General features: G+C 35.1%; 24 protein-coding genes. All 24 read right to left on the bottom strand.

What is annotated here, in order from left to right; translation table 11 throughout:
* Positions 1 to 457 precede the first annotated feature (457 nt).
* Entirely contained in the window at positions 458 to 1,156 is a 699-nt protein-coding gene (locus MHB58_RS03315; protein WP_340734672.1) for a hypothetical protein, read from the bottom strand.
* Positions 1,146 to 2,072: a tyrosine-type recombinase/integrase gene (locus MHB58_RS03310; protein ID WP_340734671.1), complete on the bottom strand. Its 927-nt coding sequence runs from the start codon at positions 2,070 to 2,072 to the stop codon at positions 1,146 to 1,148. The genes MHB58_RS03315 and MHB58_RS03310 overlap by 11 nt, the downstream gene beginning before the upstream one ends.
* Positions 2,073 to 2,172: 100 nt before the next feature.
* Positions 2,173 to 3,864 (bottom strand): DUF927 domain-containing protein, encoded by a 1,692-nt coding sequence (locus MHB58_RS03305; RefSeq protein WP_340734670.1) that lies wholly within the window; start codon positions 3,862 to 3,864, stop codon positions 2,173 to 2,175.
* Between the two features lie 79 nt (positions 3,865 to 3,943).
* Positions 3,944 to 4,555: a hypothetical protein gene (locus MHB58_RS03300; RefSeq protein ID WP_340734669.1), complete on the bottom strand. Its 612-nt coding sequence runs from the start codon at positions 4,553 to 4,555 to the stop codon at positions 3,944 to 3,946.
* A gap of 117 nt (positions 4,556 to 4,672) precedes the next feature.
* Entirely contained in the window at positions 4,673 to 5,362 is a 690-nt protein-coding gene (locus MHB58_RS03295; RefSeq protein WP_340734668.1) for a hypothetical protein, read from the bottom strand.
* A 21-nt stretch (positions 5,363 to 5,383) separates the two neighbouring features.
* Positions 5,384 to 5,872: a hypothetical protein gene (locus MHB58_RS03290; RefSeq protein WP_340734667.1), complete on the bottom strand. Its 489-nt coding sequence runs from the start codon at positions 5,870 to 5,872 to the stop codon at positions 5,384 to 5,386.
* Positions 5,873 to 6,554: 682 nt separating this feature from the next.
* The gene (locus MHB58_RS03285; RefSeq protein WP_340734666.1) at positions 6,555 to 6,944 is read right to left on the bottom strand and encodes a hypothetical protein; all 390 of its coding nucleotides are present in this window, start codon (positions 6,942 to 6,944) and stop codon (positions 6,555 to 6,557) included.
* A 24-nt stretch (positions 6,945 to 6,968) separates the two neighbouring features.
* Positions 6,969 to 7,841 carry a tyrosine-type recombinase/integrase gene (locus MHB58_RS03280; RefSeq protein WP_340734665.1) on the bottom strand — a complete coding sequence of 291 codons (873 nt, stop codon included), beginning with the start codon at positions 7,839 to 7,841 and terminating at the stop codon, positions 6,969 to 6,971.
* A 324-nt stretch (positions 7,842 to 8,165) separates the two neighbouring features.
* Complete coding sequence (locus tag MHB58_RS03275; RefSeq protein WP_340734664.1) at positions 8,166 to 8,465, bottom strand: hypothetical protein; 300 nt, start codon at positions 8,463 to 8,465, stop codon at positions 8,166 to 8,168.
* 13 nt (positions 8,466 to 8,478) lie between these two features.
* A complete protein-coding gene (locus tag MHB58_RS03270; protein WP_340734663.1) occupies positions 8,479 to 8,943 on the bottom strand; it encodes a JAB domain-containing protein in 465 nt (154 codons plus the stop codon).
* A gap of 489 nt (positions 8,944 to 9,432) precedes the next feature.
* Positions 9,433 to 11,469: an Ig-like domain-containing protein gene (locus MHB58_RS03265; RefSeq protein WP_340734662.1), complete on the bottom strand. Its 2,037-nt coding sequence runs from the start codon at positions 11,467 to 11,469 to the stop codon at positions 9,433 to 9,435.
* 644 nt (positions 11,470 to 12,113) lie between these two features.
* Positions 12,114 to 13,238: an Ig-like domain-containing protein gene (locus MHB58_RS03260; RefSeq protein ID WP_340734661.1), complete on the bottom strand. Its 1,125-nt coding sequence runs from the start codon at positions 13,236 to 13,238 to the stop codon at positions 12,114 to 12,116.
* A gap of 234 nt (positions 13,239 to 13,472) precedes the next feature.
* On the bottom strand, positions 13,473 to 14,228 hold the full coding sequence (locus MHB58_RS03255) for a hypothetical protein (RefSeq protein WP_340734660.1): 756 nt from the start codon (positions 14,226 to 14,228) through the stop codon (positions 13,473 to 13,475).
* A gap of 12 nt (positions 14,229 to 14,240) precedes the next feature.
* Entirely contained in the window at positions 14,241 to 15,107 is an 867-nt protein-coding gene (locus MHB58_RS03250) for a tyrosine-type recombinase/integrase (protein WP_340735888.1), read from the bottom strand.
* 104 nt (positions 15,108 to 15,211) lie between these two features.
* Complete coding sequence (locus tag MHB58_RS03245; protein ID WP_340734659.1) at positions 15,212 to 17,095, bottom strand: DUF927 domain-containing protein; 1,884 nt, start codon at positions 17,093 to 17,095, stop codon at positions 15,212 to 15,214.
* Between the two features lie 532 nt (positions 17,096 to 17,627).
* Positions 17,628 to 18,128 carry a hypothetical protein gene (locus tag MHB58_RS03240; protein WP_340734658.1) on the bottom strand — a complete coding sequence of 167 codons (501 nt, stop codon included), beginning with the start codon at positions 18,126 to 18,128 and terminating at the stop codon, positions 17,628 to 17,630.
* Between the two features lie 112 nt (positions 18,129 to 18,240).
* Positions 18,241 to 18,732 carry a hypothetical protein gene (locus MHB58_RS03235; protein ID WP_340734657.1) on the bottom strand — a complete coding sequence of 164 codons (492 nt, stop codon included), beginning with the start codon at positions 18,730 to 18,732 and terminating at the stop codon, positions 18,241 to 18,243.
* A gap of 529 nt (positions 18,733 to 19,261) precedes the next feature.
* Positions 19,262 to 19,534, bottom strand: a complete 273-nt coding sequence (locus MHB58_RS03230; RefSeq protein WP_340734656.1) for a DUF960 family protein — start codon at positions 19,532 to 19,534, stop codon at positions 19,262 to 19,264.
* Between the two features lie 29 nt (positions 19,535 to 19,563).
* Positions 19,564 to 19,953, bottom strand: a complete 390-nt coding sequence (locus tag MHB58_RS03225) for a hypothetical protein (RefSeq protein ID WP_340734655.1) — start codon at positions 19,951 to 19,953, stop codon at positions 19,564 to 19,566.
* A 24-nt stretch (positions 19,954 to 19,977) separates the two neighbouring features.
* On the bottom strand, positions 19,978 to 20,850 hold the full coding sequence (locus MHB58_RS03220) for a tyrosine-type recombinase/integrase (RefSeq protein ID WP_340734654.1): 873 nt from the start codon (positions 20,848 to 20,850) through the stop codon (positions 19,978 to 19,980).
* 323 nt (positions 20,851 to 21,173) lie between these two features.
* On the bottom strand, positions 21,174 to 21,473 hold the full coding sequence (locus tag MHB58_RS03215; RefSeq protein ID WP_340734653.1) for a hypothetical protein: 300 nt from the start codon (positions 21,471 to 21,473) through the stop codon (positions 21,174 to 21,176).
* Positions 21,474 to 21,486: 13 nt separating this feature from the next.
* A complete protein-coding gene (locus tag MHB58_RS03210; RefSeq protein WP_340734652.1) occupies positions 21,487 to 21,951 on the bottom strand; it encodes a JAB domain-containing protein in 465 nt (154 codons plus the stop codon).
* A 242-nt stretch (positions 21,952 to 22,193) separates the two neighbouring features.
* Complete coding sequence (locus MHB58_RS03205) at positions 22,194 to 22,541, bottom strand: hypothetical protein (RefSeq protein ID WP_340734651.1); 348 nt, start codon at positions 22,539 to 22,541, stop codon at positions 22,194 to 22,196.
* A 1,146-nt stretch (positions 22,542 to 23,687) separates the two neighbouring features.
* On the bottom strand, positions 23,688 to 26,213 hold the full coding sequence (locus MHB58_RS03200; RefSeq protein WP_340734650.1) for a hypothetical protein: 2,526 nt from the start codon (positions 26,211 to 26,213) through the stop codon (positions 23,688 to 23,690).
* Between the last annotated feature and the right edge of the window lie 9 nt (positions 26,214 to 26,222).

The following is a 26,222-nucleotide window of genomic DNA, read 5'->3' as shown; positions in this document are numbered from 1 at the left end:
ATTTGTACATAAAGATTCTAATACTTTCCCGACAATCCCAACCACAAAAACCAGTACCTTTCCATGCGGCACATCAAGTTCCCAAAAACCCAAGAAAATTTAGCTAAAGTAAGAAAAAAAGAAAAGCAGTTTGGTTAACTGCCTATAACACAACAGGATACCTAGCTGTTAGATATCCTGTTTAATTATTGGAATTAAATTAGCAATTTTATATCCATTTTAAATTAGAAATTCCTCAGTACTCAATATTTTATATGGAGTTTCTACTATTATATAGTGCGAATTATAAATTAGATTAATCTTCCTCCCTGTAATTAATAGTATTCATTGATTGTGTTTGCCATTAAAATTTAGGAATCGTTGTTAAAATGCTCGCTCTTCGAATTTCTACGGATTGTCGGAAAGTTGAAGGCTGACAAGGCTTCGACACGGTTTTTGTAAGCGGAACAAACGGATTTTAGATGGTTACAGTTTTTAGTTGATTGGAATAGCCATGCCGCTCAAAGAATTCAGCTAATGCCGATTCTACAATTTGACGTTGAGTAATGTTGAATTCCTTATTATAGTCTTCTAACAAAGTAACCGCACCAGACGTTAAGGTTAGCGTTTTATTCACTTTATTCCCCCTAAATCGATAGGTATTTAATTGCTGCTCCGTTGCTAATAAATCTAACAAGCGATCTTTATGTTGCATAAGCAAATTTAAAAATGCTCGTTCATCTTGTACGTATTCGCTCGTTTGATTAAAAGAAGTCACTTGCTTCTTTTCAACTAATTCGGGTTGAAATTCATAGTTGTTCAAATCATCATTCCAGAAGTATCCGTTTGATTTCATGTAATCACCCATCGAGTCAATCGATTCAAACCCCATTTTATTAGCCGTTTGTCTAATATTTGGATGCTTTACATCTAATAAGCGAACGATTTGTGCTGCTTTTGTGTTTAAGGGGACAGTTTCAACAATGGACGATGATTCTTCCTTTACTACATAAGTATGAAGTTCATTATCCCATTTGTATCCTCTCCTTCTAAAGTACATATCAATCGATTTCCATTGAACATTGTGTTTATCTGCGATTTCTTCTCTAGAAAGTCCTTCTGCAAAGCTTGCTAGGTAGCTTTGAAGCTTTTCATCATCTTTATAATTAACGAGCATTAGATTCACCTACTTGCGAAAAGTTAATGTGATTGACTGCATCTAACATTTCCGTCTGATCAACATGCATGTAGACCGATGTTGTTCGCACATCTGAATGACCTAGGAGGCGTTGAATGATTGCTACATGAACATTATTTTGAACCAGTCGTGATGCAAAGGAATGTCGAAGGATGTGACTAGTGATGTGCTTCTCGATGCCAGCTTTTTTAGCTGCTTTCTTTAGTTGAACATTGACGTATTGTTGGCTGATGCTCCCTGTTTTCGCTGTAGCAAAGAAATTGAGTGACTCTGTTTTAGGTCGCACACGATCCAAGTAGTGCTGCAACAATTCTTTTAGCTCGTCACTGATTGGTACAGTACGATTTTTACCCCCCTTTCCATTGATTACTTGTACAACGCTTTTCTCCAAATCAACATCTTTTATTTGAAGGTTAATTGCTTCATTTATGCGTAAGCCTGTAAAGCTCATTAGAATTACTACATATTTGATGATTGATTGCTCTACTTTCTCAATTAATTGATTAACTTCATCAGCTGATAAGAAAATACGTTCTTTGCTTTTTCCCTTTAATCGTTCAACTTCGTTACAAGGATTTAATGGCAGGTAGCGTTTTAGAACTAAGTAATTACAGTAGCTTGAGATGGCATAGATTTTACGATTAATGGATGTGGGAGAAATGCTTTCTTTAATCTTCATTTGAATGAACATTTCAATGCTTTCGCTTGTAATTTGGTCTACAAATACTGGACCATTACTTGCTGTTTTGAGCGATTCTAAAAACTGACGTAGATCAATTTCATAACCTCGAATCGTTTCTTGGCTACGTTGCTTCAATTTCAAACGCTCTAAAAACTCCTTCATTGTTGGTAAATATAATGGTACTTCAATCATTTCTTCAACTTGTTGAACCATCAGTAATCTCTCCTTTTGTTATTGTGTATAAGGGATAGCGTTACTCACTACCCCTTGCTTCATTAAGATGATATATATTTTAGATTTACTTTGTTGCACTTTAAAAAGCATCTTTGGGTACTAAAAATTCGTAAGTTACTTCTCGCTCCCCAGCAATAGCAGTACGGGTTGTCTGTCGATTTAATTCCGACTTGAAGTAAGGTTTCCTTTTTAATGCTTTGAAGATGAGTGCTGTATTCGAATAGCCTAATTTTGAAAGCACCTTTTTTAAGTAATCGGCTTTAATGTTAACCTTATATTGACGATTATCGTGATGTGAGATTTTACCGATGACTGTTTCAGGTAACTCCTCTTTCCCATCAATTTCAAAGCACTCTTCATGAGTTAAAATATGTTCAACTACGAGACCATACACCCATTCTGCTATATCACGATTATAGGAAAGCTCTTCCTCATTTCCGATGATGAAATGTGCTACTTCTTCTAAATGAAAAGCCATGTCTAAAGCTTCTCCCGCTAATTGAAGTCCAGCTAAAATCGTGGCATACTTTGGTGCTAATCGATTCTTAATCGGTGATGCTGGAAGGTTTTCTTTAAAGTAAGCAGTCCAATCATCCGTAGCTAAATCAATCATTGTCCAATCACTTGCAACATATTTGGCGTAAGCTATGCCTGCATGCCCGTAATGATCAATAATGAAATCATGGATGCTTTCTGCATGGTCTGAAGAACTTGTCCACTTTATGTCTTTGTATTCTTGCAGCCGAACTTCTAAACCTAGATTTTTATTACTCATTTCAAGGATGCTGTTTTCGCCATTCGTAATGAGAGACATTGCCCATGACACAGCATCTTTGAGTGATGAATTTTCATCTAAGCGATCTTTATCGTAACCCTCCGCAATGGTATAGACCATGCTTGTTGTATCCTTAATGCGAGACATTGAAAATTCATCCATGACATAGCACACACCGTAGTTATGACCAAGCTTATTGATGAGCGAATTTTGTGTTGCATTGAACGATTGGTACAAACTCCCCTGTTCTTTTGCAGGTTTGCCGAAAACAGAAATGGCTAGTAGGCTTGCTGTCGTTTTCCCTGTTGTTGACGCTCCAACTAGATGGGAAATTGATGTATGGACTTGCTTTCCTTGTACCTTTTGGTAGCCGAGAACAAGTGCTGAAAAACTTACACCTAGAATGAATTCGAGTGGAATTTGACCGACTACGTGCTTTTGAACACCTCTTATCCACCCTTCTAGCGATCCATTAGGTTTTAGATTAAATTTTGCCAATTGCGAATGGACTTTAAAATTCTTATTATCTACGTTCCCAAATGTATCCTCTAATGCGTAAACAGGTTTGATACCTGATTCTTTTTGAAGGAAGCCAATTGAATCGTAGTGAATTTCAAATGGCACATGCTTCACTTGCTTCAGTAAATATTTAGACAGTATTTTTGCTAAATCAATGGACATTGGATACCCGTAATCATTTAACCCTAGAAGTTCAGCTGGCTGCAAAAACTTCATTGGAAAAGTTAGAAACTTCGTTTGCTCCTGAACACGTATGCACAATTGAACTGACACTTTTTCTGTTCGGTAGTCTTGAATGCAACGATCGATGTAAAGTAAGTCACAAAATTTACTATACTCACTACTTTCATCTTCTTTGACGTACACATTCTTCGGTGTAATTTTATAACTGCTATATACTGAGTAACCCTGCATTTTAAGGTCTTGTGTAATATCTAATAGTTGTTTATTCGTTTGATCGTTTTTCAATTGCAACATGATGATTTCCTCCAATAGTATTTTTATAATTCGATAGGTAAAGGTTGTAAACTCACTTTACCTATCGACATCTGATTAATTAGTATTCGATATCGTCTTCTTCTAACATGTGTTCTGCATTAAGCTCCACATGTGGTTTGATTTGCCGAGTGATTCGAGGAGCTAGCTTAGCCTTATTTACTGCTCTACCACTTTTTTCACCTAGTTTTCTTATTGATAGCTTCTCCGATGGAACGATACTTTTTTTCCCGAGATTTGAAGACAAGTCAGATTTACGGACTGGTTGCATTTCTTCTTCAAACACCTCTTCTTTTGAATCGGTAGATTGATCGAAATCACCTAAAAGTTCCTCTAAGGCTGACTCCATTGGAAATGCTGCTGTGATGTTATAATACGTGTAACTCATTTGATGTTTAACACTGAAAACTGCTGCTAACTTTGCTCCAATTAGTTCTTCAATGCTCTCAGCTTCTGGATTGGCTGCATCAATGAATTTATTAATCACCGAAAAAGGAGAATTATTTTTTTGCAAATTCGTAACTGCTGAAATATCTGTTAGTAGCGTTTTAAATTTCACTTTTAAATAAGATTCGGTTTCTTCTACCCCTACAACTTCAATTGGCATAATTTTATCCTCTTCAATTTGGTTTGCTGCTTGCACTGTATTATATCGATTCGCTAAAAATGACATTAATTTGTCCTCCAATTACTTATTATTTTCAGAAACTTAAATTTATATTAACAGAATATTCTGTCTATTTTTGAGGTTATAAGGCTTCATTTACTACATGGTCTTTGCCAACTGTATTTATGAAATTACTGCATACTCAACACCATCAATATTTTTGAATATCACTTCGCCGAAAGTTTGAGAAGTACCTTTACTAAAATCTAGTTCAAACATTTCAACGAGTAACTGAATAACTTCTGTGTTATAGATGAGGCATTTCCTTTTACCTTCGAGCTTTAATTTATATGAACCAGCCTCATCTGCTGTACTAGCTTGTACAACAAATTCATTGTCCGTTACATAAAACTTGATGTAATTAGGGCTTTTTATGCCTTTCAAAACTTTACTTTTTAGCTTTATTCGTTTGGAATTACGGTCATTTACAACAGTTACTACACCGTCTCCTTCAGAAAAGCTGGTATTTTGTTTTGGAACAATCGGTTTTAGCGTTTTCAGCCAATTTTTATGCCCTGCAATTTCACGTAAGATTTCAACTTTTTCATCAGTAGTCTGTTCTGACTGTGGTACTAATGGTAAAGCTTTATTTTGTTGCTCTATAGCTATAGCTTCATGTTTTTGCACTGTCAGTAGAGCTTCGTTTTGATGCTCTAACGGCTCTGGCGCTAGTTCTTCAACAACGGCTTCATTTTGGTTCACTTGCTGTACAGCTTGTTCATTAGTAGCTTTTTCCTCCTCCCTTGTAAATGGTCTTGTTTTGATGATTTTGTTACCTTTTACTTTAGGAATTGTTTTTTTAATAGCGCACATTTTTTATGCTCCTTCCATGTGTTAGTAGCTTTTATTAATTGAAAATTGTACTTGGTAATCTTCTATTTCTAATATTGCTAATCCCTTTGAAATCATTGGACCAATTTCATCATTTATCCCCCATATGATTTCATCAATAGTATTTGCATAAGGTATTACCCCTGTAGAAAACAGAAACTTATACCGCGATTCCGTTTCTTCAATTTCATCGAGATCAACAATCTTTTCAATTTCCATTTTAAGTGCGTCTTGCACCCACTTTTGAGATGGTTTATTTACTACTAGAATATTAGAATATAAATTCAAGTAACTATACTCATCATCATTCAAAAATGAAACTGGATCGTCATTTTCAAATCTAACTGTAAAATGGGGATTAATTAGTTTTTCATTAACCATATTAATTAAAGCTTTTGCCCCAAGTTCAATAACTGCCTTCGCTAAAAACTTTTTTGTTAATACATCTGATTCCAAAAGTTCTACAAAATCTACATCTGGATTTAATTTCATTTCCTCTTACCTCCCAAAAAAAATAATTCAACGAGTTTTTAAGTACGACTTGTTCTCGTCGACATTCCAAATATAATTCCAACGGTAAATTGTTGCAATGCTTTAGCATGTTAGTAAAAATAACAAAAAGCTTCAAAAAGTAAAATTATGGATACGATTTACTAATTTTATTATTTTATGGTGAATGGGCTCTAAACGGCTTAGAAATTTTAAGGGTCGATGGACAATCCCTCCCGTAGATCAGAAATTAGTGAAATCCGTTTAAAAGTAGTATGTATATCAGTTTTTTACAAGATTTTATAAATGTGTATTTTTTGTGAACATCAAAAAAACTCACAATCAGTTTTCGATTATGAGTCCTCCTTCTTTAATTTTAAATTTTCATTTCAATTCCCTTCTAATGATGAATTCTAATAAATGTAATTGTAGCGTTGAAATTTTTAATTTAAATGTTTCTAACTTTATTATTTGAATTGCTATTTGAAATATTTACTTATAATTCATTAACAATCTCCAGGAAAAAGTATCATGACATGGTCTACTTGAACCATCCCCATTTTATAGGTAAGTCTGTTAATTGTTCGTACTTTTCAAAAATATTTCAGTATGAATTGTTCGTGTCCAACTAATAGTTCCTCGGCAATTGCTTTTGCCATGCAAAATTATTTATTCGGTTCAAACATCATAAATCATTAATCCATTCATTCCATTCAGATTGTTCAAGAAGCCATTCCTCCGTTTCTGCATTATGAATACCTTTTAATGAATAGTAGAGTTGCATAGTTAGTCCTATTCGTAATCCACAACGATAATATTCTATTTTATCATTCACAATTTTTTCTATATATTCTGTGGTAAATGGATCATCTAGTTTACCCAGTACATCATCTTCTTCTTCGAAAACAAAAAGAGCTTGCCCTAATGGCAAGCGGAAGTTTAACAAGTAAACATCATCTGGTTCTGCTTCATATATTGCTAAAAAGTCATGTTCAATTACTTTTATTAGTGGTTTAGGTAGTTGGTTTTCAATTCTAAGGTTCTCAATATCACTTAAACAGTGAATAATTTTCACTTTGTATCCCTTCTTTCAATTCGATTATAAGAGGTCGACAGCACTCTGCTTCTCTTTTTTTGATGTATTGATGTAATATTTGACTGTCATATTAATGCCTGCATGCCCAGCTAGTTTGGAAACAGTACTAATTTCAGCACCATTTCTAATCAATCTTGTGCAAAATGTATGTCTTAGCATGTGTGGATGGATGTGAAAGCCTAGGGCTGAGCCAACTTGATCCAGCCATCTTCTGACTGCATCCCTGTGTATCTTTTCTGCTCGTTGACTGAGGAGTAGGTAGGAGCTGTCTGCGAATTTGCTTTGCATTCGTTCACCTTTGATGTACTGTTTCATGACTTCAAGCACATCTTTTCGCAGTGGAATTTCTCGTACTTTTCCACCTTTTCCCCTTACGGTGAGATGGGAAGTCAATTGATCCACATCTGTTAGCTGAATGTGGACAAGTTCACTTACACGAATTCCTGTGTACAGTAGTAGGTAGCCTATTAGCTTATTTCGTTGTATTTCTTTTTCTAGGTAGAAAAGGAACTGTTCCACCTGTTGGTCATTCAATACGCTTACTTCTGCTTCTGAACCATAGGCAACCTTTACTTTATCTTTTTTGATGCTAATGAAGATTTCATTGACCATTCTATTTCGGAACAACCAATCATTATACACCTTCAGTGAATTCACCTTTTTATTACGGGTACTAATCGCCATTCCTTCTGCTTCGAGATGTTTCATATAACTTATAAAATAGAAGCGACTAATCGGTACAGCTAAATCCACATTTTTCTCCATTAAATACTGATTGAATTTACTCACATCACTCACATAACTGCAGACAGTGGATATAGCTCTTCCATCCTCTTCTAACCATGTGCGGAATTGATTTAGTCTTTGATTTTGCATCCTTTGTTGCCTCCTAAAATAAAAAAAGAAGCAACGTATTTTACACGTTACTTCGATTCATAATCCTTCTTTTCATCGCTTGTTTCTTTTGTTAACTCACTTGCCACGGTTGTTAAAACTGCAATCAGTGCGCTTACTAAAACTTTCTCCCACATGAAGATCACCTCCTTTCATGTGACCCACTCACTACAGTTTTATATTAATGACGTCAGTTTTTAGGCACACAAAAATAGCTCATACCATGTGCGGCATGAACTTTACAATTTCATGGATTTAGCTATTTACTTTTGACGTGAGTTATTTGTAAGAAATGTCGCGAGTTGATTATTCAACCGTATCTAAAAAATCATGTTGAACTTCACCATTTAGTAACCAAACTTCATAAGGATCAACAGAATCCGTTTCCACTAAAATCACAAGGAATTCATCACTATTTTCATCCGTGTAACTAGCACTTTCTGTTTCAATTGGACCTTCTAAATGGTCAATAATTCCTGCTGGTACTAGGTTTTCATCAAACTCCTCTTTAAACAAGGTGACAGATTCCATTCCTACTTCACTAAGGGGAACAGAGATACCGTACTTTTCTAACATCACTTCTGATAATCGCTTAAATGCATTCATGAAGAACACCCCTTTACATATAGCCTTTTTCTTTTAATGATAGGAACTTGTCCGTACCGAGCACCACATGATCCATTACATCAATACCAAGAATTCTACCTGCTTCTACTAATCGAGAAGTGACATCAATATCTTCTGGTGATGGTGTTACATCATTGCTTGGATGGTTATGCCCTACTACGCAGCTTGCACAATTTGCTAAAATCAAAGCTTTCATGACATCTCTTGGATGTACAATCGACGCATTTATTGATCCTGTGTGAACGACTTGTAGCACCTGTGGCTCGTTCTTAGTTGACATTCCTAACACCACAAAGCGCTCTCTGTCGCTGTCTCCGATGAAGTCACGGATGATGTTTGCAGCATCTTCAGGTGAGCGTACACGTCTACCACTGAACAGCTGCGATCCCTTTCTCTCTAGTACTACATCGACTAGTTGGATGCGTTTTGCTGGTTGTTTCTTTTGTTTTTCTTCCATGTGAATTCCTCCTTGAATTAGAACAAGCCCTAACTCCTCAAATGGGAATTAGGGCTTTGAATTATTAAAAGAACATACGTTCTATCATGTTTATATTAAATATTTCAAGAGTCATTTGATACGGGTTTCATCTTTACTAATAAGAAAAAGCGAGAATAGCCTTTATCTAGACCATTCTCGCCCTGCCTACATGGATTCGTCTGCCTGACCATAGCCACATTTTAAGGAACTCCGCCTCTTTCGAGTACGACTTCACCTGACTTCATCCCTTCGAGTTGTTAGACTCTCACTGGATGCAGGAGGATTAGGCACATAACAAAAGGCTGTTGTTAGGAGTAGGAATTTCACCTACTAATTTAAAGTAACAGTTAGAAAAAACACCCTATGTAATGTACAATACAAAAATTAATTCTGTAAGTAATCACATAAGGTGTCTTGTCCACTTCTTTCACTAGGTTACTAGTTTGTGAAGTAACGTTTCGTTTAGTTTTATTCAGCAGGTTCTGCTAATACATCTACAGAAACTGTATTATCAGAAGTTGTTGGATCCATTGATCCAAAAGTATTACCATGAATATCTTTTACTACATAATAGATATCAAATGAACCATCTACTGCCTTAATAGCATCTAACGCAGAAGAACCTTCGTTAACATCAGCAAATGTAAGTGTCCAAGTTTTTGTTGCTGAGTCATAAGTTGAACTTACACCAAGCCCTGCTGCTTGATTCTTACCTTCTGTAGTTCCCCAAGGATTTTCAGTTGGGTATAATTTGAATTCTGGTAAGCTTCCCTCTAAGCTATGATCAATTTCTAAAAACTCTAAATTACTTGCATCAGTTGCTTTAAAAGTATACGTGAGTTGTTGAGCATCATGAGCTAATGTAGTAGGTGCTACTACTTCAACGACAGGTGCAGATGAATCTACAAGCACATTAAAGATTTCGCCACCGAAGTCTAATTCAAATGTTTCTTCGTCATAATCCGAACCAACACCATCTTTATCATAAGTGATAGTTACAGTATCTACTAAAATTTGAGTAGAACCATCAGCAACTACATTATTAGCTGTAATTACCGTTTCCTTCTTAGATACAAACTCTACAGCATCAACAGAAACACTTGCACCTTCTTCAATATCGAAATCCAAAAGATTTTGAATAGCTGTATTAATTGCATCAGAATCATCATCAGAGCCTAACGACGTAAAGACTAAGTCATTATCAGTGATTGAGTATTCAGGAGCTACACGGTTGTCCGTAACTTTGAATTCCCCAGTAAATACTGATAATGAACCAACTTTAACAGTTACTGTGAATGGACCTTCTTCATCTTGGTAATCTGCCGCTTCAAATTTAGCTGCATTTTGAACTACAGTATCACCATTTTTGTCTTTCACTTCAATTGTATAGTCATCGCCAAATGCTAATACTTCAGTAGCTAATCCGTCAGCATCAACACCTGTAACCTTTAATGAAAACGAAGTTTCATCAACTTCATCAGTTGAGTCAGTGTCTTCAACTAACAACTCTGATTTCAATCCAGTTACATTGTAAGATGCGATTTCACCAGCTTCAGTTACAGATACAGTGATTTCTTTTGAAATTTCACCAACTGTCACTGTTAATGTAGCTGTACCTTCACCAATAGCATTGATTGTTACTGTTGATCCATCGAATGTAGCAGTTGCTACAGCTTCTTTGGAAGATACTACTTCTGTTTCTAAACCAGAACCTACAGTAAATTGATCACCGAATTGATCGATAGCTTTAACTGTAACAGTTGTACTATTAACACCTGAAGTTGTAGTTAATGATACTTCTTCTTTAGAAAGCTCAAGTGCAGTTAATTCAGCTTTCGCAGCTACTGTTAACTCAATAGTTTTAGTTGCAATCGTTTTACCATTCGCATCTGATAGAGTTACACGTACAGGCGCTTTGCCAGCTTTACGTGGTGTCACTTTACCAGTTGTAGCATCTACTACTGCGATATCAGTATCAAGTGATTCATATTTTAAAGGTGCTGCGGGAGCAATATCATTACCAAATTGGTCTAATACTGAAACGTTTAAGTATTCAGGAGCACTTTCAAGGTTTACAGTGTTATCTTGTTTAAATTCAGTTGTTTCAGATGCATAAGTTGTTTCATCCAATACTGCCGAGCTTGCAGCTAAAGTCCAGTACTCGGCTACAGTTGTTGGTGCAGCAGTAGCTACAGTTACTTTTACTTGTGCTGATTCAGCAATGACTTTACCAGCGTCATTTTTCACTACAAATTTAGCAAATGCTGATCCTGTAGCACCAGAATTAACAATTACTTTTCCTTTTGAAGCAGTGAAGATAGTTTTATCAGATTGAACATCCACAGTTACAGTAGAAGTAATATCTAAGCCATTCTTATCAAGTACTTTGTAAGCTACTTCTTTCGTAGGTACTACTGATTGTGCTGCTAATTCGATTGTTGCTGCTTCACTTTGAACGAAATCGAAGCTTGAATTAGCAGTTACGTCACCAATAGTTATAGCCACATCATATGTAGCTTCAGTTAATGCATCGTAGAATTCTACAGTTGCAGATTTTCCATCTTCAGCTAAAGTTGCTGTTTTGATGTATTGTTTGTTGCCTGATTCTTGATTAGTAACAACAATATCAGCTTTAGCTAATGCTTCAACAGCTTGGTTGAATGTTACTTCAACAGTAGTAGGGTTAATCGCACTAATCCAACCTAAATTCTGACTAAAACTAAGGTCACATAAACCTAATAAAATCAAGGCTTCTCTAACTATTGTTGCTCAACCAATAGAAGTTCCATAGAAAATCAAAAACAAAAGTTGCAATACATACTAAAAGCAGATATTTTCAAAAAAGTCATTTCAATAGAAAGCAACTCCATCTGTTACAACTAAACCTTCCCCAAAATCCCAAAACCCCAATTTTTTTGGAGAAGATAAACAAAAAAAATTCTCTGTCATGTAAAAGTAGATTCGGTTAACCAACCTTCCTATAGATTTGGAACAAGCGCAAGTTCGAATAAATTTCGAATTCCGAGTATGTTATTTATTTCCACTTAGGATTTGTTTAGTATATTTTCTACTATCCTATAGATCAATAGAACTTTGAACTAATTAAGAAATACGCTAACAGAATCAAAGTTCCATCAGCGTAAATCTTATTATTTTAAACGATAGTAAGCTTTCCAGTTTATTATTAGTTGAGATTCAGTAATCTCAAAGTTTTCTTTTAATGCTACTTCATTAGACTTTCCATTAGATCTATCACTAACAAAGTTCATTAATTGATCCCAGCTATATGTTTCTACGAGATAATAAATCATAGATTCATATGCTAAGTAAGAATGAGTGTCTTTTGTTTGATCTAATTCTAAAAGGTTATCAATTTGAACTAAGTCTTCTCTATGTGACTTATTATTAAATCGATAAATATATTCTTCCTTGCCATACTTTAATGGCTTTAATTCACCACATGAACTACATGCTGGAAAATCAATATGATGTTTAGGAACGTATTCTGCAATTCCTTCAACAATCCAAAGTTCATCTTTCCCCATTAAAACATCCATATTCCAAATACTGTCAGTAATGGCGTGAACAGCTTCATGAGAAAAATGATATCTAGTATCATCACCAAAATGGTGAGGATATATTTGCATAGTATTATCACCGGAACTATAGAATGCTCCTCCTCTATCTCCAGTTCTCCGAAGATAAACATCAACAACTTGAGTCATGTTATGGTTAAAGTACTTTTCAATATCTATAAAAATTTTCTCTGCATCACGATAGATAAATAAATAGTCCTTACTATCATCATCTATAAAAAATCTGAAATTATCTTCAGTTTTGTATACAGTCCATTCTCCATATTTTTCACCGTCTCCCACATCGATTATTTCCTTTTTTGTGGAGAACGTAACATATTGATAATTTTTTAATGATATTCCGTTTAGGGATTTAAGACTTCGTTTAAAATCTAATACATAATGCGAATTAAAATTATAGGATTCTGTATTTTTAACATAAACAGTCCTTTTATCTTCACCCAATTCAACAATAATAGTATCTAAATAAACTCCATCAAGACCTACTCCTATGTTATGTATAGTATTTGGATCTATTTCCTGATTAAAAGTAACCTTCCACACTTTATCTACTGGTACATCAGTAAAATTTCCTAAATCATCCTCAGCAGCTAATGCGTTATTTTCCTTACTAAAGAAAATTACTGAAATACAGACGATGCTAATAAACGAAATAAATATGTTTCTCCATAACTTCATATATGTATCCTCCTAAAATAAATATCTTACTTTATATGAAAATTATAACAAATTTACCAATGCAATAAAATCTATTAATATATTGGTAACTGAATAAATCAGTAGATACGATACTAAAAAACTTCCATGTCTCTCCCACAAAAAAATTGGGGTTTCGGGGTTTTTGGAATCTACATTCTCATAATTTATATATCCAACAACAAAAGCAGAGAATGATATCATCCTCTGCCACAATTATTTAACAGCTAGTAATCGCTCAACTTCTTTTTCATAGCCATATTTAGAGAAGAATTCAATTAATGCTACTTCAAAAATATCTCGTTGTGAAATGTTCTTTTCATTCGAATATTCAGTTACCAAATCACCTAGCGTATGAACCATCTGTACGGTTTTTGATTTTGGAATTCCCTCGATTGTGAATCTTGGTAAGGTAGCACCTTTGCCATATGGCATTAACAATTCCACCAACCGATCTTCATTACTTCTAAGCATATTTAATATAGGAAGAAACTCTGCAAAATCACTTTGTTGCATCAGTTTATTATCTGATATCAATGGTTCTGATTCGACTAGTGAATTGTCTTCACCATCGACTGTTATTACTGTCATTTTGACATAGTTTTGCTGTTCACTATTCCATTTGTAGTTTTTACTCGTCATGTAAGCTGCCAATTCATTCATATCTTTGAAATTTGACTTTCTACAGACTAACTCCAACTGATCTGGATATTCACTTAATAATTGAATAACCCTGCTAGACTTGGAAGAAGAGATTTCAATCGGTTCATTTCCTACATCAGCAATATAATTTTGTGATTTATTATCGTAACGATAACCCCTTCTACGCATGTATACATCTAAAGATTTATAGCTTTTATGTTCTAAGGAAGCCGCTACTTCATCACGCGACTTCCCTTTCATTAACTCTGTGATGATGAGTTGAACACGCTCATCTTCCTCTGGTGAAACGAATTTTGCTTCTTTCAACATCGCTTATTCCTCCTAAAGTTGGATCAGTTCAACTGCTTTTTGTAACTCTTCATCTGCAATATGAACATAAATTGAAGTTACCGTTCTAAAGTCACTATGTCCTAGTAATGCTGCGACTTTTGGTAGTTCCACACTTTGTCGTACCAGTTCAGAGGCAAAGGAATGGCGTAGTGTGTGTGCTGTGACATGTTTTTCCCAGCCTAGTTTTGCTGTCGCTTCGTTTAGTATTCGATTGATGTAGACTGCTGAAAATCCACCTGTTTTTTGTGTCGCAAACAATTTTTGGCTGTCTTTGATGTAGGATCGTTGCCCTTCAATGTACTCTAATAGGTGCGGTTTTAATGCTGCAGAAAGAGGAAGTACTCTTGGCTTATTTCCTTTACCTTTACGTACATAGATAAGGTTTTTAACAAAATCGATATCTTCTATTTCTAATGCTAGACACTCGCTAATACGTAAACCTGTAAATGCGAGAGTCCGAACAATTAAATTAGCAATCGGATGATCAATCACATTTAGTAATTGCTGCACTTCTTCAGTTGTTAGATAGTCTCGACGTTGTTTATGATTTTTGACACTTTCAATATGTGTCGTAGGATTGGTTTTAATCCACTCATTACGCTCTGCATATTTGAAGTATGTTCGAAGCGCATTTAACATCACATTAATACTAGCTGGCTTATACTGTTTCTTGGTTTGTAAGTGGTATACAAAGGCCTGAACATCTTCCTCAGTTGTTTGATTGACTAACACAGGCCCATTCGTTTGCTCCTGCTTAAAACTTATAAAGCGTTTTACAGCTGCTAGATAACTTCGAATTGTTTCTGCACTCTTATCACGTTTTGTTAACCATTCCTTAAAGTCTGTTAATGTGTTCATTGGATTCAATGGTATCACTCCTATTTCTTTATTGGATAATATATAGGTGAAGAATAGATTTAAACCACTATCGCTTCACCTATTTGTAATGTATTTGTTGCTACTTAGAAATCATCGTCATCTAATATCTCATCAATTGTTGGTGGTTCTAACCTAGTTTTTAGAGTACCTAACATATTGGATTTAGATTTTGGCTTATATGTTTTTTTGAGAGTAGGAATGTCGGCTTTTTCTGCCTCCAGAAAATTCAGTAAATCTTTTGGCAATTTTAATACATAAACAGTTTCACGCTTATTGCTCATTTTTTCAGAAGATGTCGTTTCATCAGCTTCACCTTTATTAGGATTAATCACGGGTATTTTTCGTGTACGTGTATTTTTACCTTGTTCATTATCTAAGTACCCATTGGCTTTAAGCGTTTTTAAAACCACTTGTTTACTTGAAAATTTAGCTTCAGTTAGCCATTCATCCATTACACTCTTCACTATCGCTACTTCTGTACAATCATCCTTTTGTATAATCGTTCCATAGGTTAATGTCCCTGTAACTTGTCCACCATCAATACTAAATTTTGTTTGATGAGTTAAGACGTTTTGCTGAATGATATCTATTGCACGACCTTCAAGTGTTCGTGTTGTCATCATTTCTTTGTCTTGCTCAACAATAAATTGTAAGAGCGCATCTTCATTAACACCTAGATTGAAGCATTGATTCACTAATTTTGCAGTTAGAATAAAAACAGCATAATTTTCAGTTAGTCGGCTAGAGAACTCATCTCTTTCGATTAGTGCTTCATCCACTTCTTTACGACACTGTTCATACATGGCGATATACCGATCTTTATCAAAATCCCGAATTAGAAAATCAATAAAATTTGGACCTGCATTACCGTAATTTTGTTCAACTGCATTTTTTAATCGGATGGCATGTTCAGCATCATCTGTCCATTTTGGCACTTGGTACTCTTGAATACGTACACGTAACCCTGAATTTTGATTTGCGTTTTCAATGATTAGGTGTTCAGCTGTAAAGATGATAAGCGTCATCCATTTTGCTAGTTCACGAAGTTCACTTTCTGAATCTAGTCGTTTCCTTTCTTGCCCTTCCGCAAATTGATAGATGGAAGACGTTAAGTTCTGACCTGCTTTAATTGATGCTTCATCAAAAACGATTGGCACTCCATTATTGTTAGCGAGTGTTTTCATCATTGCGTTGATCGTACTATTCCAGCTGTCCACCAGGCCTCCGTTATCAGGATTACCAAACGGACTTACAGCTAGTTTTGCACTAATCGTTTTACCAGTAGAGCTTTCCCCTACAAAGCTGACCACAATGACTTTGAGTGATATTAATTGTGAAAGTAGGGATAGTACAGGAGCTGCAAATCCACAAATTAATGCAAATTCAAGCGGTACTCGTCCAATGACATCAACTTTTACCATTTTAAACCACTCTTCAAATGTTCCTTTCGGTTGAATATCAAAACTACCAATATATTCAGAAGTATCATTCTGAAAACCACTATGTTTTTTTGTATGATAATAGGCTAACTCTTCTTTCACATCAGACCAGCCTAATGATTTATGTGTGTGTTTTGTATTCTTTACTTTCCGTTCTTGGAATCGTAAGAACATTGATACTATATCTTGGTTTTTTTTATTGATATCTGCACCTATTGGGATTAAGCATTGAAGCCCTTTTTCACTTAAAATATTTCGAGACACTACTGTTGAATAGTAACCATTTTTAAATCGGAATATTAAGTCATATTCGATTTCATTTGTTTCACTATTTTGCCTAATTTCATTAATCCAAAGTAGGGATGAAACAAAGGTTAATTCATCTGGCTGATCGCCTTTCACTTCTTTCCATAAATAAATACCATGATTTTTTATTACAAAATCACCAAAGGATATTTCATCTTTAGGATTTGGTAAGGTTGTAGCTTGTATATTGTATATTGGCTTAGCTTTTAGCTTTGCTTTCAATGTTATTCCCCCTAACTGAGAAGAGATATAGCCCTTCTCAATCGTGTTATTGTGTTATTTTATTAGGATTACTTTTAGGTTCATATATGTTGGAATATAACTATTAGACTGTGACTCTTTTAAGTAAGGAAAGGAGTACTAAATTTATAATCATCACCGTACATAGCACAGAGCAAAATATCAATTCGAGTCCATGCAAGCATCGACAATCCTTCTTGGGAGGAAAAATCGAAGTAAAGTTCAGTGCATTCTCACCAACCACCCACTTCTTCTTTCGAAAATTGGTTAAAATGAATAACACCTTTAGTTTGGTAGTTAGTTAATAATTCTTTTAGTAACATACTTTTACAATGACCTGTTTCACTGTCCGGATTATGGACTACAATTTGATAGAAATTTTGCATTGAACACACCTCAATATGTCTATTTTTTATTTTCAATGTTTGTTATAGTTGAAAGGAATCTGAACAATATACACTTGGTAGGTACAGAAGTAGCGGCAACTACTTCTGTATCACAATCCAAAGATTTTTTATTTTGTAATATACGCATAAAGGCGATCTTCCACCGTAACATACTCAACGTTCCCCACGGTTTGGCTTGTACAATTGCTAAAGTCCAATTCAAAAATTTCAGTTATTTTCTCAACGAGTGCTGCGCTATAAATAACATTTTTAACATCTTTACCTCTTAGTGTATGTCCATCGCTCGAATCTTCAGTGCAAACCGAAAGTACTAAAGCTTTATCCTCATCAATAGAACACAAGATTTTATCTGGACACCCGAATTTGCGAATGATTTCCTTGGAGACTACTGACCGTTTACTGTTTGAATTATTGACAACTCCCAAACAACCTCCTTTGGAAATGGATCGGTTCGATGCCGGTTTTATCGGTTTAAGTGTTCCTGACCATGCTGTATCTTTTTTCTTCATTTCTAGTACGTCGTTATTATCAATGGTTGACATCACATCATTCTTCTTTTGAATTAAATTCTTACGATTATTTAACATTGGTATTTTATTTTTTTGCATTACGTCTTTACCTCCATGGTATATTGTTAGCGCTTGTTAGCACTCTAGTTATATTGCTGCTAATACAATTCCGTATAATCTTCAGAGTTGTGCTTGTAGACTTTTTCTAATATTAGTAGAATTTCATAATCGAAAATTGTACTTGATAATCCTCAATTTCTAATGCTGCTAATTTCTTTAAAACTATTGGACCAATTTCTTCATTTATATTTGATATAATGTCTTTAATACAATTTGCATAAGGTGCTTCATCTAGATTCAAATGAAACTTAAATTGCATTTCTGTTTCTTCAATTTCATGTATATCAAATAATTTTTCAACTTCTATTTTAAGGGCATTTTGCATCCACTTTTGGGATGGTTTATTTACTACTAGAATATGAAAATCTAAAGCCAAGTAAGAATAATTATCATCATTAAATAATAATACTGGATCATCTGAATCAAATCTAACTGTAAAACGAGGATCAATAAGGTTTTGATTAACCATATTAGTTGCAGCTTGTGCCCCAAGTTTAATAACTGCCTTTGCTAAAAACTTAACTTCTACATTATCTGATTCTAGAGACTCCAAAAACCAATCTTCATCAATTTTTAATTTCATTTCCTCTTACCTCCAAAAAAATAATTCAACGAGTTTTAAGTACGACTTGTTCGTCGACATTCCAAATATAATTCCAACGGTAAATTGTTGCAATGCTTTAGCATGTTAGTAAAAATAACAAAAAGCTTCAAAAAGTAAAATTATGGATACGATTTACTAATTTTATTATTTTATGGTGAATGGGCTCTAAACGGCTTAGAAATTTTAAGGGTCGATGGACAATCCCTCCCGTAGATCAGAAATTAGTGAAATCCGTTTAAAAGTAGTATGTATATCAGTTTTTTACAAGATTTTATAAATGTGTATTTTTTGTGAACATCAAAAAAACTCACAATCAGTTTTCGATTATGAGTCCTCATTCTTAAAAAATTGCATTACTCAAGAAAATAATAGTTAATTTTAATTTTTTATTTCAATTCCTTCCAATGATAAATTTACAATAAATGTAATTGTAGCGTTGGAATTTTTAATTCAGATGTTTCTAATTTTACTATTTGAATTGCTATTTGAAACGTTTACCTATAATTCATTAATAATCTTCAGGAAAAAGTATCATGACATGGTCTTCTTGATCCATCACCCATACTTTTCGATTGATTGGTACAGCTGTTTCTATTTCAACATAAATTGTGGTTTCCTGTTCTGGTTCTTCCTGTCGTTGTATGAGCCATTGTTGGTCATCAACAATATAGAATTCGAAGATTTGTAGGTAGTCTGATAATTGTTCGTACTTTTCAAAAATATATTTCAGTATGAATTGTTGGTGTTCAACTGATAGTTCCTCGGCAATTGCTTTTGTCATGAAAAATTATTTGCTGGGTTGTTCAAACATCATAAATCATTAATCCATTCATTCCATTCAGATTGGTCACGAAGCCATTCCTCCGTTTCTGCATTATGAATATTCTTTAATGAATAGTAAAGTTGCATAGAAATTCCTTTTCGTAATCCACAGCGATAATATTCCAATTTATCTTTCACAATTTTTTCTATATATTCCGTAGTAAATGGATCATTTAGTTTAGCAAGTACATCATCTCCTGCTTCAAAAATAAAAAGAGCTTGCACTAATGGCAAGCGGAAATTTAACAAGTAAACATCATCTGGTTCTTCTTCATATATTGCTAAAAAGTCATGTTCAATTGCTTTTATTAGTGGTTTAGGTAGTTGATTTTCAATTCTAAGGTTCTCAATATCACTTAAACAGTGAATGATTTTCATTTTGTAACCCTTCTTTCAATTCGCTTATAAGAGATCGACAGCATTCTGCTTCTCTTCTTTTGATGTATTGATGTAATATTTGACTGTCATATTGATGCCTGCATGACCAGCTAGTTTGGAAACAGTACTAATTTCAGCACCATTTCTAATCAATCTTGTGCAAAATGTATGTCTTAGCATGTGTGGATGGATGTGAAACCCAAGGTTTCTACCTGTTTCTTCAAGCCATCTTCTGACTGCATCCCTGTGCATCTTTTCTGCTCGTTGACTGAGAAGGAGATAGGGGCTATCTGCAAATTTACTTTGCATTCGTTCACCTTTGATGTACTGTTTCATGACTTCAAGCACATCTTTTCGCAGTGGAATTTCTCGTACTTTTCCACCTTTTCCCCTTACCGTGAGATGGGAAGTCAATTGATCAACATCTGTTAGCTGAATGTGGACAAGTTCGCTTACTCGAATTCCTGTGTACAGTAGTAGGTAGCCTATTAGCTTATTTCGTTGTGTTTCTTTTTCTAGGTAGAAAAGAAACTGCTCCACCTGTTTGTCATTCAATACGCTTACTTCTGCTTCTGAACCATGGGCAACCTTTACTTTATCTTTTTTGATGCTGATGAAAATTTCATCGACCATTCTGTTTCTAAACAACCAATCATTGTACACCTTCAGAGAATTCACCTTTTTATTACGAGTACTAATCGCCATTCCTTCTGCTTCGAGATACTTCATATAACTGGTAAAGTAGAAGCGACTAAGCGGTACAGCTAAATCTACATTTTTCTCCATTAAATACTGATTGAATTTACTCACATCACTCACGTAACTGCAGACAGTGGATATAGCTCTTCCATCCTCTTCTAGCCATATGCGAAATTGATTTAGTCTTTGGTTTTGCATCCTTTGTTGCCTCCTAAAATAAAAAAAGAAGCAACGCATTTTACACGTTACTTCGATTCACTATCCTTCTTTTCATCGCTTGTTTCTTTCGTTAACTCACTTGCCACGGTTGTTAAAACTGCAATCAGTGCGCTTACTAAAAGTTTTTCCCACATGAAGATCACCTCCTTTCATGTGACCACTCACTACAGTTTTATATTAATGACGTCAGTTTTTAAGCACACAAAAATAGCTCATACCATGTGCGGCATGAACTTTACAATTTCATTAATTTAGATGGTTACTTTTGACGTGAGTTATTCGTTAGAAATGTCGCGAGTTGATTATTCAACCGTATCTAAAAAATCATGTTGAACTTCACCATTCAGTAACCAAACTTCATAAGGATCAACAGAATCCGTTTCCACTAAAATCACAAGGAATTCATCACTATTTTCATCCGTGTAACTAGCAATTTCTGTTTCAATTGGACCTTCTAAATGGTCAATAACTCCTGCTGGTACTAAGTTTTCATCAAACTCCTCTTTATACAAGGTGACAGATTCCATTCCTACTTCACTAAGGGGAACAGAGATACCGTACTTTTCTAACATCACTTCTGCTAATCGCTTAAATACATTCATGTAGAACACCCCTTTACATATAGCCTTTCTCTTTTAATGATAGAAATGTATTCGATGACAAAATTACGTGGTCAAGAACATCAATGCCAAGTATTTTACCTGCTTCTACTAATCTTTCAGTCACTTCAATGTCTTCTGGTGATGGTGTTACATCATTGGAAGGATGGTTATGCCCTACTACGCAGCTTGCACAATTTGCTAAAATTAACGCTTTCATGACATCTCTCGGATGTACGATTGATGCATTGATTGAGCCAGTGTGAACGACTTGTAGCACCTGTGGCTCATTCTTCGTTGACATTCCTAGCACCACAAAGCGCTCTCTGTCGCTGTCACCGATGAAGTCACGAATGATGTTTGCGGCATCCTCTGGTGAGCGCACACGTCTGCCACTGAACAGTTGCGATCCTTTTCTTTCTAGTACAACATCTACTAGCTGAATGCGTTTGGCTGGTTGTTTCTTTTGATTTTCTTCCATTATGAATTCCTCCTTGAAATAGAAATAGCCCTTCACTCCAATTGGAATGAAAGGCATCATTATACTACTACATAATAATATTAAGTATTTCAAAAATGCATTGTTACGGCTCTGAACATGAGCGCAGGCTGAAGGGCAAAAAGAAAAGCTCTACACAGCCGAAGCCATGTAGAGCAATTTTTCATTCTTTAATTGTAGACAATTGTTAGGATTGTTTGTGCAATCGTTGCACGAAATTACAATTATTCAATAATTGTAATTTTCTCATATCCATAAGAGTCCAAGTGAATATCAACACCAGTAGCAATAAAATTAACATCTACTGAATATCCATCAGCGTCTACTAATGTAAATGTCACGTTTTGAATTGCTGAATTTTGTGCCTCTACAACCGCTGAAACTAATGTATCTTCACCTTTTTTCCATGCACTTGAAGATGTATCAAATGTATAAGTAACCTCTCCAAATTTAATTTCTGTTACTGGAGTGTCTACAGTTAACCCCAATGCACGTAAGTAACGAGCCATAGTATTCATTACATAGGAATCTACCGAGTAAGCAATCGGTGTTTTACCTTTTACAGCAGTCAATACACCATTCTCGTCTGTCGCACCTTGATCTGCTAAGTTTCCGTTATCTGCTACTCGAGCTGCTAAACCATCATAAATTCTTTTTACCCCAGCTTTTACATCATCATTTACTGTAAAATCACCAGTAATAGTAGTACCTGTTACAGTTAATGTTTTAATATCCTTAAAGTTAGTAACATTTCCTACTGAAGTGTTTTTTGCAGTTGCTAATAAATTTGTTAGAGCTTGTTTTGCTGCTAATTCTTCTTCGCTATTCTCGCCTTATACACATACTTATGCCTTATAACGAGCCTACACCGTACAGGCGGCTTTCACCGCATACGGCGTGCCATCAACAGTAATTATTCTCCTCCGTAGACTCAACCATTACATATAATTACATTTTAACAGTAATATTTAACCAAGAAAATATACCTATATAAATGGTAAATAGAGAGACCAACCACTGTTACATGATTGGTCCTACTATAAAATTGATAAGCTTAAATTTGGGGAAATAAGCTTATTGAATAAATACTACTGACTGGGTTCCTTCGCTCCCGCTAGTTTTTCCCTTCTCACATGTTACCATGCAAGTCCAAACGGCTAGCGATCAACACTACTATGAACCCGCTGCCATCTTACTAGCTTCATCGGTACTGATACACCTATTCTAGCAAGACTTCAAACGTTCCATTACTTCCATCCCTTTTTTTGACAACCTTAGGTCTCCACTATCTAGGAGTGAGAAAGAACAGTTTAACAGTCAATTGTCCTGATCTCCATACCATCATTTAATATAGTAGGATGTATACCGAACTCCTAGCTTAATTTCGCGACATACACTAACTCACCCTACCTACATGGATTCGTCTACCTGACCATAGTTGTCTTTTAAAGAACCCCGCCTCGGCACTACCGAGTACGACTTCACCTGACTTAGCCCCTTTTGCGTATCAGCGCATCACTGGACCCAGGAGGATTAGGCACTTGCTTATTTGACTGTTTAGCAAAAGTAGGGATTACACCTACTTATTGGAAGTAATAGTTAAAAATGAACCCCGTGATTAAAGAACTTGACTTGACCAAGTTCTTTAATCATGAGGTGTCATCTTCACTTCTTTCACTAGTTTACTAGATTATGAAGTAACGTTTCGTTTACTTTTATTAAAGAGTTTTTGTCAATGTCCAAGTAGATCCAACTTTTGTTACTGTATATGATGTATCATCTGATAAAGTAAGTGTGAATTCACTACCTAGATCAGCTTCTGTAACTGCAGCTTCAGTTTGACCTGAACCTGTATTAGCAAATGTAATTACTAATTCGCCTTCTCCATCTGCTTCTACAGTTGCTGTTGTTCCAGCTTTAGTTACAGTATATACTTCAGTTCCAATTTCTTGGGCTGTTACTGATGAAGAAACTGTAAGTTCGAATGGAGTTACTTCTGTTGGTTCTTCAGTTCCTGGTTCTTCACCACTAACTTCTGCTGCTTCAAATGTAAGTTCTACAGTTACAGTTTTGCCATCTACTTCGATGATTGCACGCACTACTGCACCATCTTCAGCTTCTGTTACTGTTGCTTCATCTGTACCATTATTTGTGAATGTTGCATCACCAGTAACTTTTTGGAATGTTACTGCATCAGCTGCATCTAGCGCATTTGATTCTACACCATATTGGTCTTTAGTTTTTACATCTACTGCTGCTAAAACGTCAGCTAAATTAACTGTGTCGCCTTCGATTGTCGCTTTTGTAGTTGCTTTCTTAGTACCTACTTCATAAGCAGCTACAGTTTGTACTTTTGAGGCCGCTGTTGAATAGGTTACTGGTACAGTAATTTTTTCACCAGTTTCGTTGATTGTTACAACGATTTCAGCTGATTTTTCAGTAACTACTTTACCTTCAGCATCTTTGAAGAAGTTTTCGTTTAAAGTTGGTTTTGCTACTGAATATTCAGAAGCTTTTAATGTTACTACATCTCCAGCTTTAGTTTTACCTTTTACAACTGGTGCATCAGTCGCATAACGATCACCTACAACTGTATAACCTTCTGTAGTTACGTAAACAGTTTTTAATGGCTCAACTGTGAATGAACCTTCTATAAATGTAGATACGTCAGCAATAGTGAATTTTTGTTCAAATTCGCTACCTTTTACTTCTACATCATCTACAAGTACTTTGAATGTAATTGTATCTGATAATGCTGTTACCGTATCTGCGTCATTTAAAGTGATAGTTCCAGCATCATTGTCAATAACAAATGGATTTTTACCATCTTCTGTAATTCCATTTTCTGCTTCTACTTTTACATTATCTAATAAGCTAGAATCAGATTTGATTGTACGTCCGTATTGATCTTGGAATACGAAGCTGTCTGTAGTAAATGTTTTACCTGCTTCATCATCAGAACGGAAGCTTGTTGTTAATGGTGTTGTATCTTTTGCATTTAAGCCTACGATTGCTGCTACTTTAGCTGCTGCTTTTACAGAAACTGTACGTGTAGCTACTTTACCATTTTCAGTTTGTACTACTACTGTTAATGAATTTGCTGGAGCTGTCGTTGAGTAGTATAATACGCCTTCTTTTTCAGTAATTTTATCTTCTGTAGATGCGTCAAATCCGCGACCGTCTTTTAATGCTTTTAATGCTTTAACAGTTTTGATTTCGTTTCCTTCGTTATCTAAAACTGTTAATGGGAAGTTAATAGACTCGCCTTCTGCCACTACTTCGTTAGAAGGTGCACCTAAAGTGATTGTAGCAATTGATTTTCCTGGTGCTACTGTTACTGATGTTTGCGCAGATGAACCAGTTGCTGCTACTACTAAGTTTACTGGAGTTGTACCAGCTAATGCATTTCCAGCAATTGTTACTGGTAATACTAACGTTTCTTCACCATCAATTGTAGCTGTTGTTAATGCGCCAACTGTTGCGATTGCAGTGTTTACACCAGCGATTACTAACGCATCAGCAGAAGCATTTTTAACATTATTACCATATTGGTCTTTTAATGTTACAGGTAAATAGAATGTATCGTCTGTAGTATTAGTGTCTTGTGATAAAGTTTTACCATCTTTATTATATAGTTCGCCAACTTCTACAGTAGATACAACAGCTACATCAGAAACTTTAACTGTTTTAGTAGCTACTACACCAGTAGTTTCATCAACGATTGTTAATACGAATGTATCGTCTTTTTTCACTGAATTCTTTAATTCTACAGTTACTTCATTATTTGTAACATCAGCAGCTGAATTTGCTACAATTGCACCAGAAGCTGTTGCTTTCAATGTAGATGTTTTTGTAATGTCTTCTCCGTATTGGTTAAGAGCTTGAACACCAACTTTTACTGAGTACTCATCATCTAAACCATCATCATCAGTATTTGCATCAAATACTAATGCAGCTACATCAGATAAAATTTCAATTTTATCTAATTTTTCATCTTCAGCTTGTACTGTACCAGTTAATGTTTCTTCGCCAACTTTAACAGATATTGTGTATTCACCTTCAGATAATTTTGCCGCTAACTCGATTTTTGCAGATTTTTTGTCTTCAGCAATAACAACTTCAGAGACGTTAGTAGTTACTGAACCTTTTTTCACTGAAAAATCAGCTGCAGTTACATCAGCTTCAGTGTTAAATGTTACTTCTAAAGTTTTAGCGTTAATCGCACTTACAGACTCAACTACCAATTCGTCTAC

The organism is Solibacillus sp. FSL K6-1554 (assembly GCF_038005185.1).
Lineage (GTDB): Bacteria > Bacillota > Bacilli > Bacillales_A > Planococcaceae > Solibacillus > Solibacillus silvestris.
This window is presented reverse-complemented; position numbering and strand designations above follow the sequence as displayed.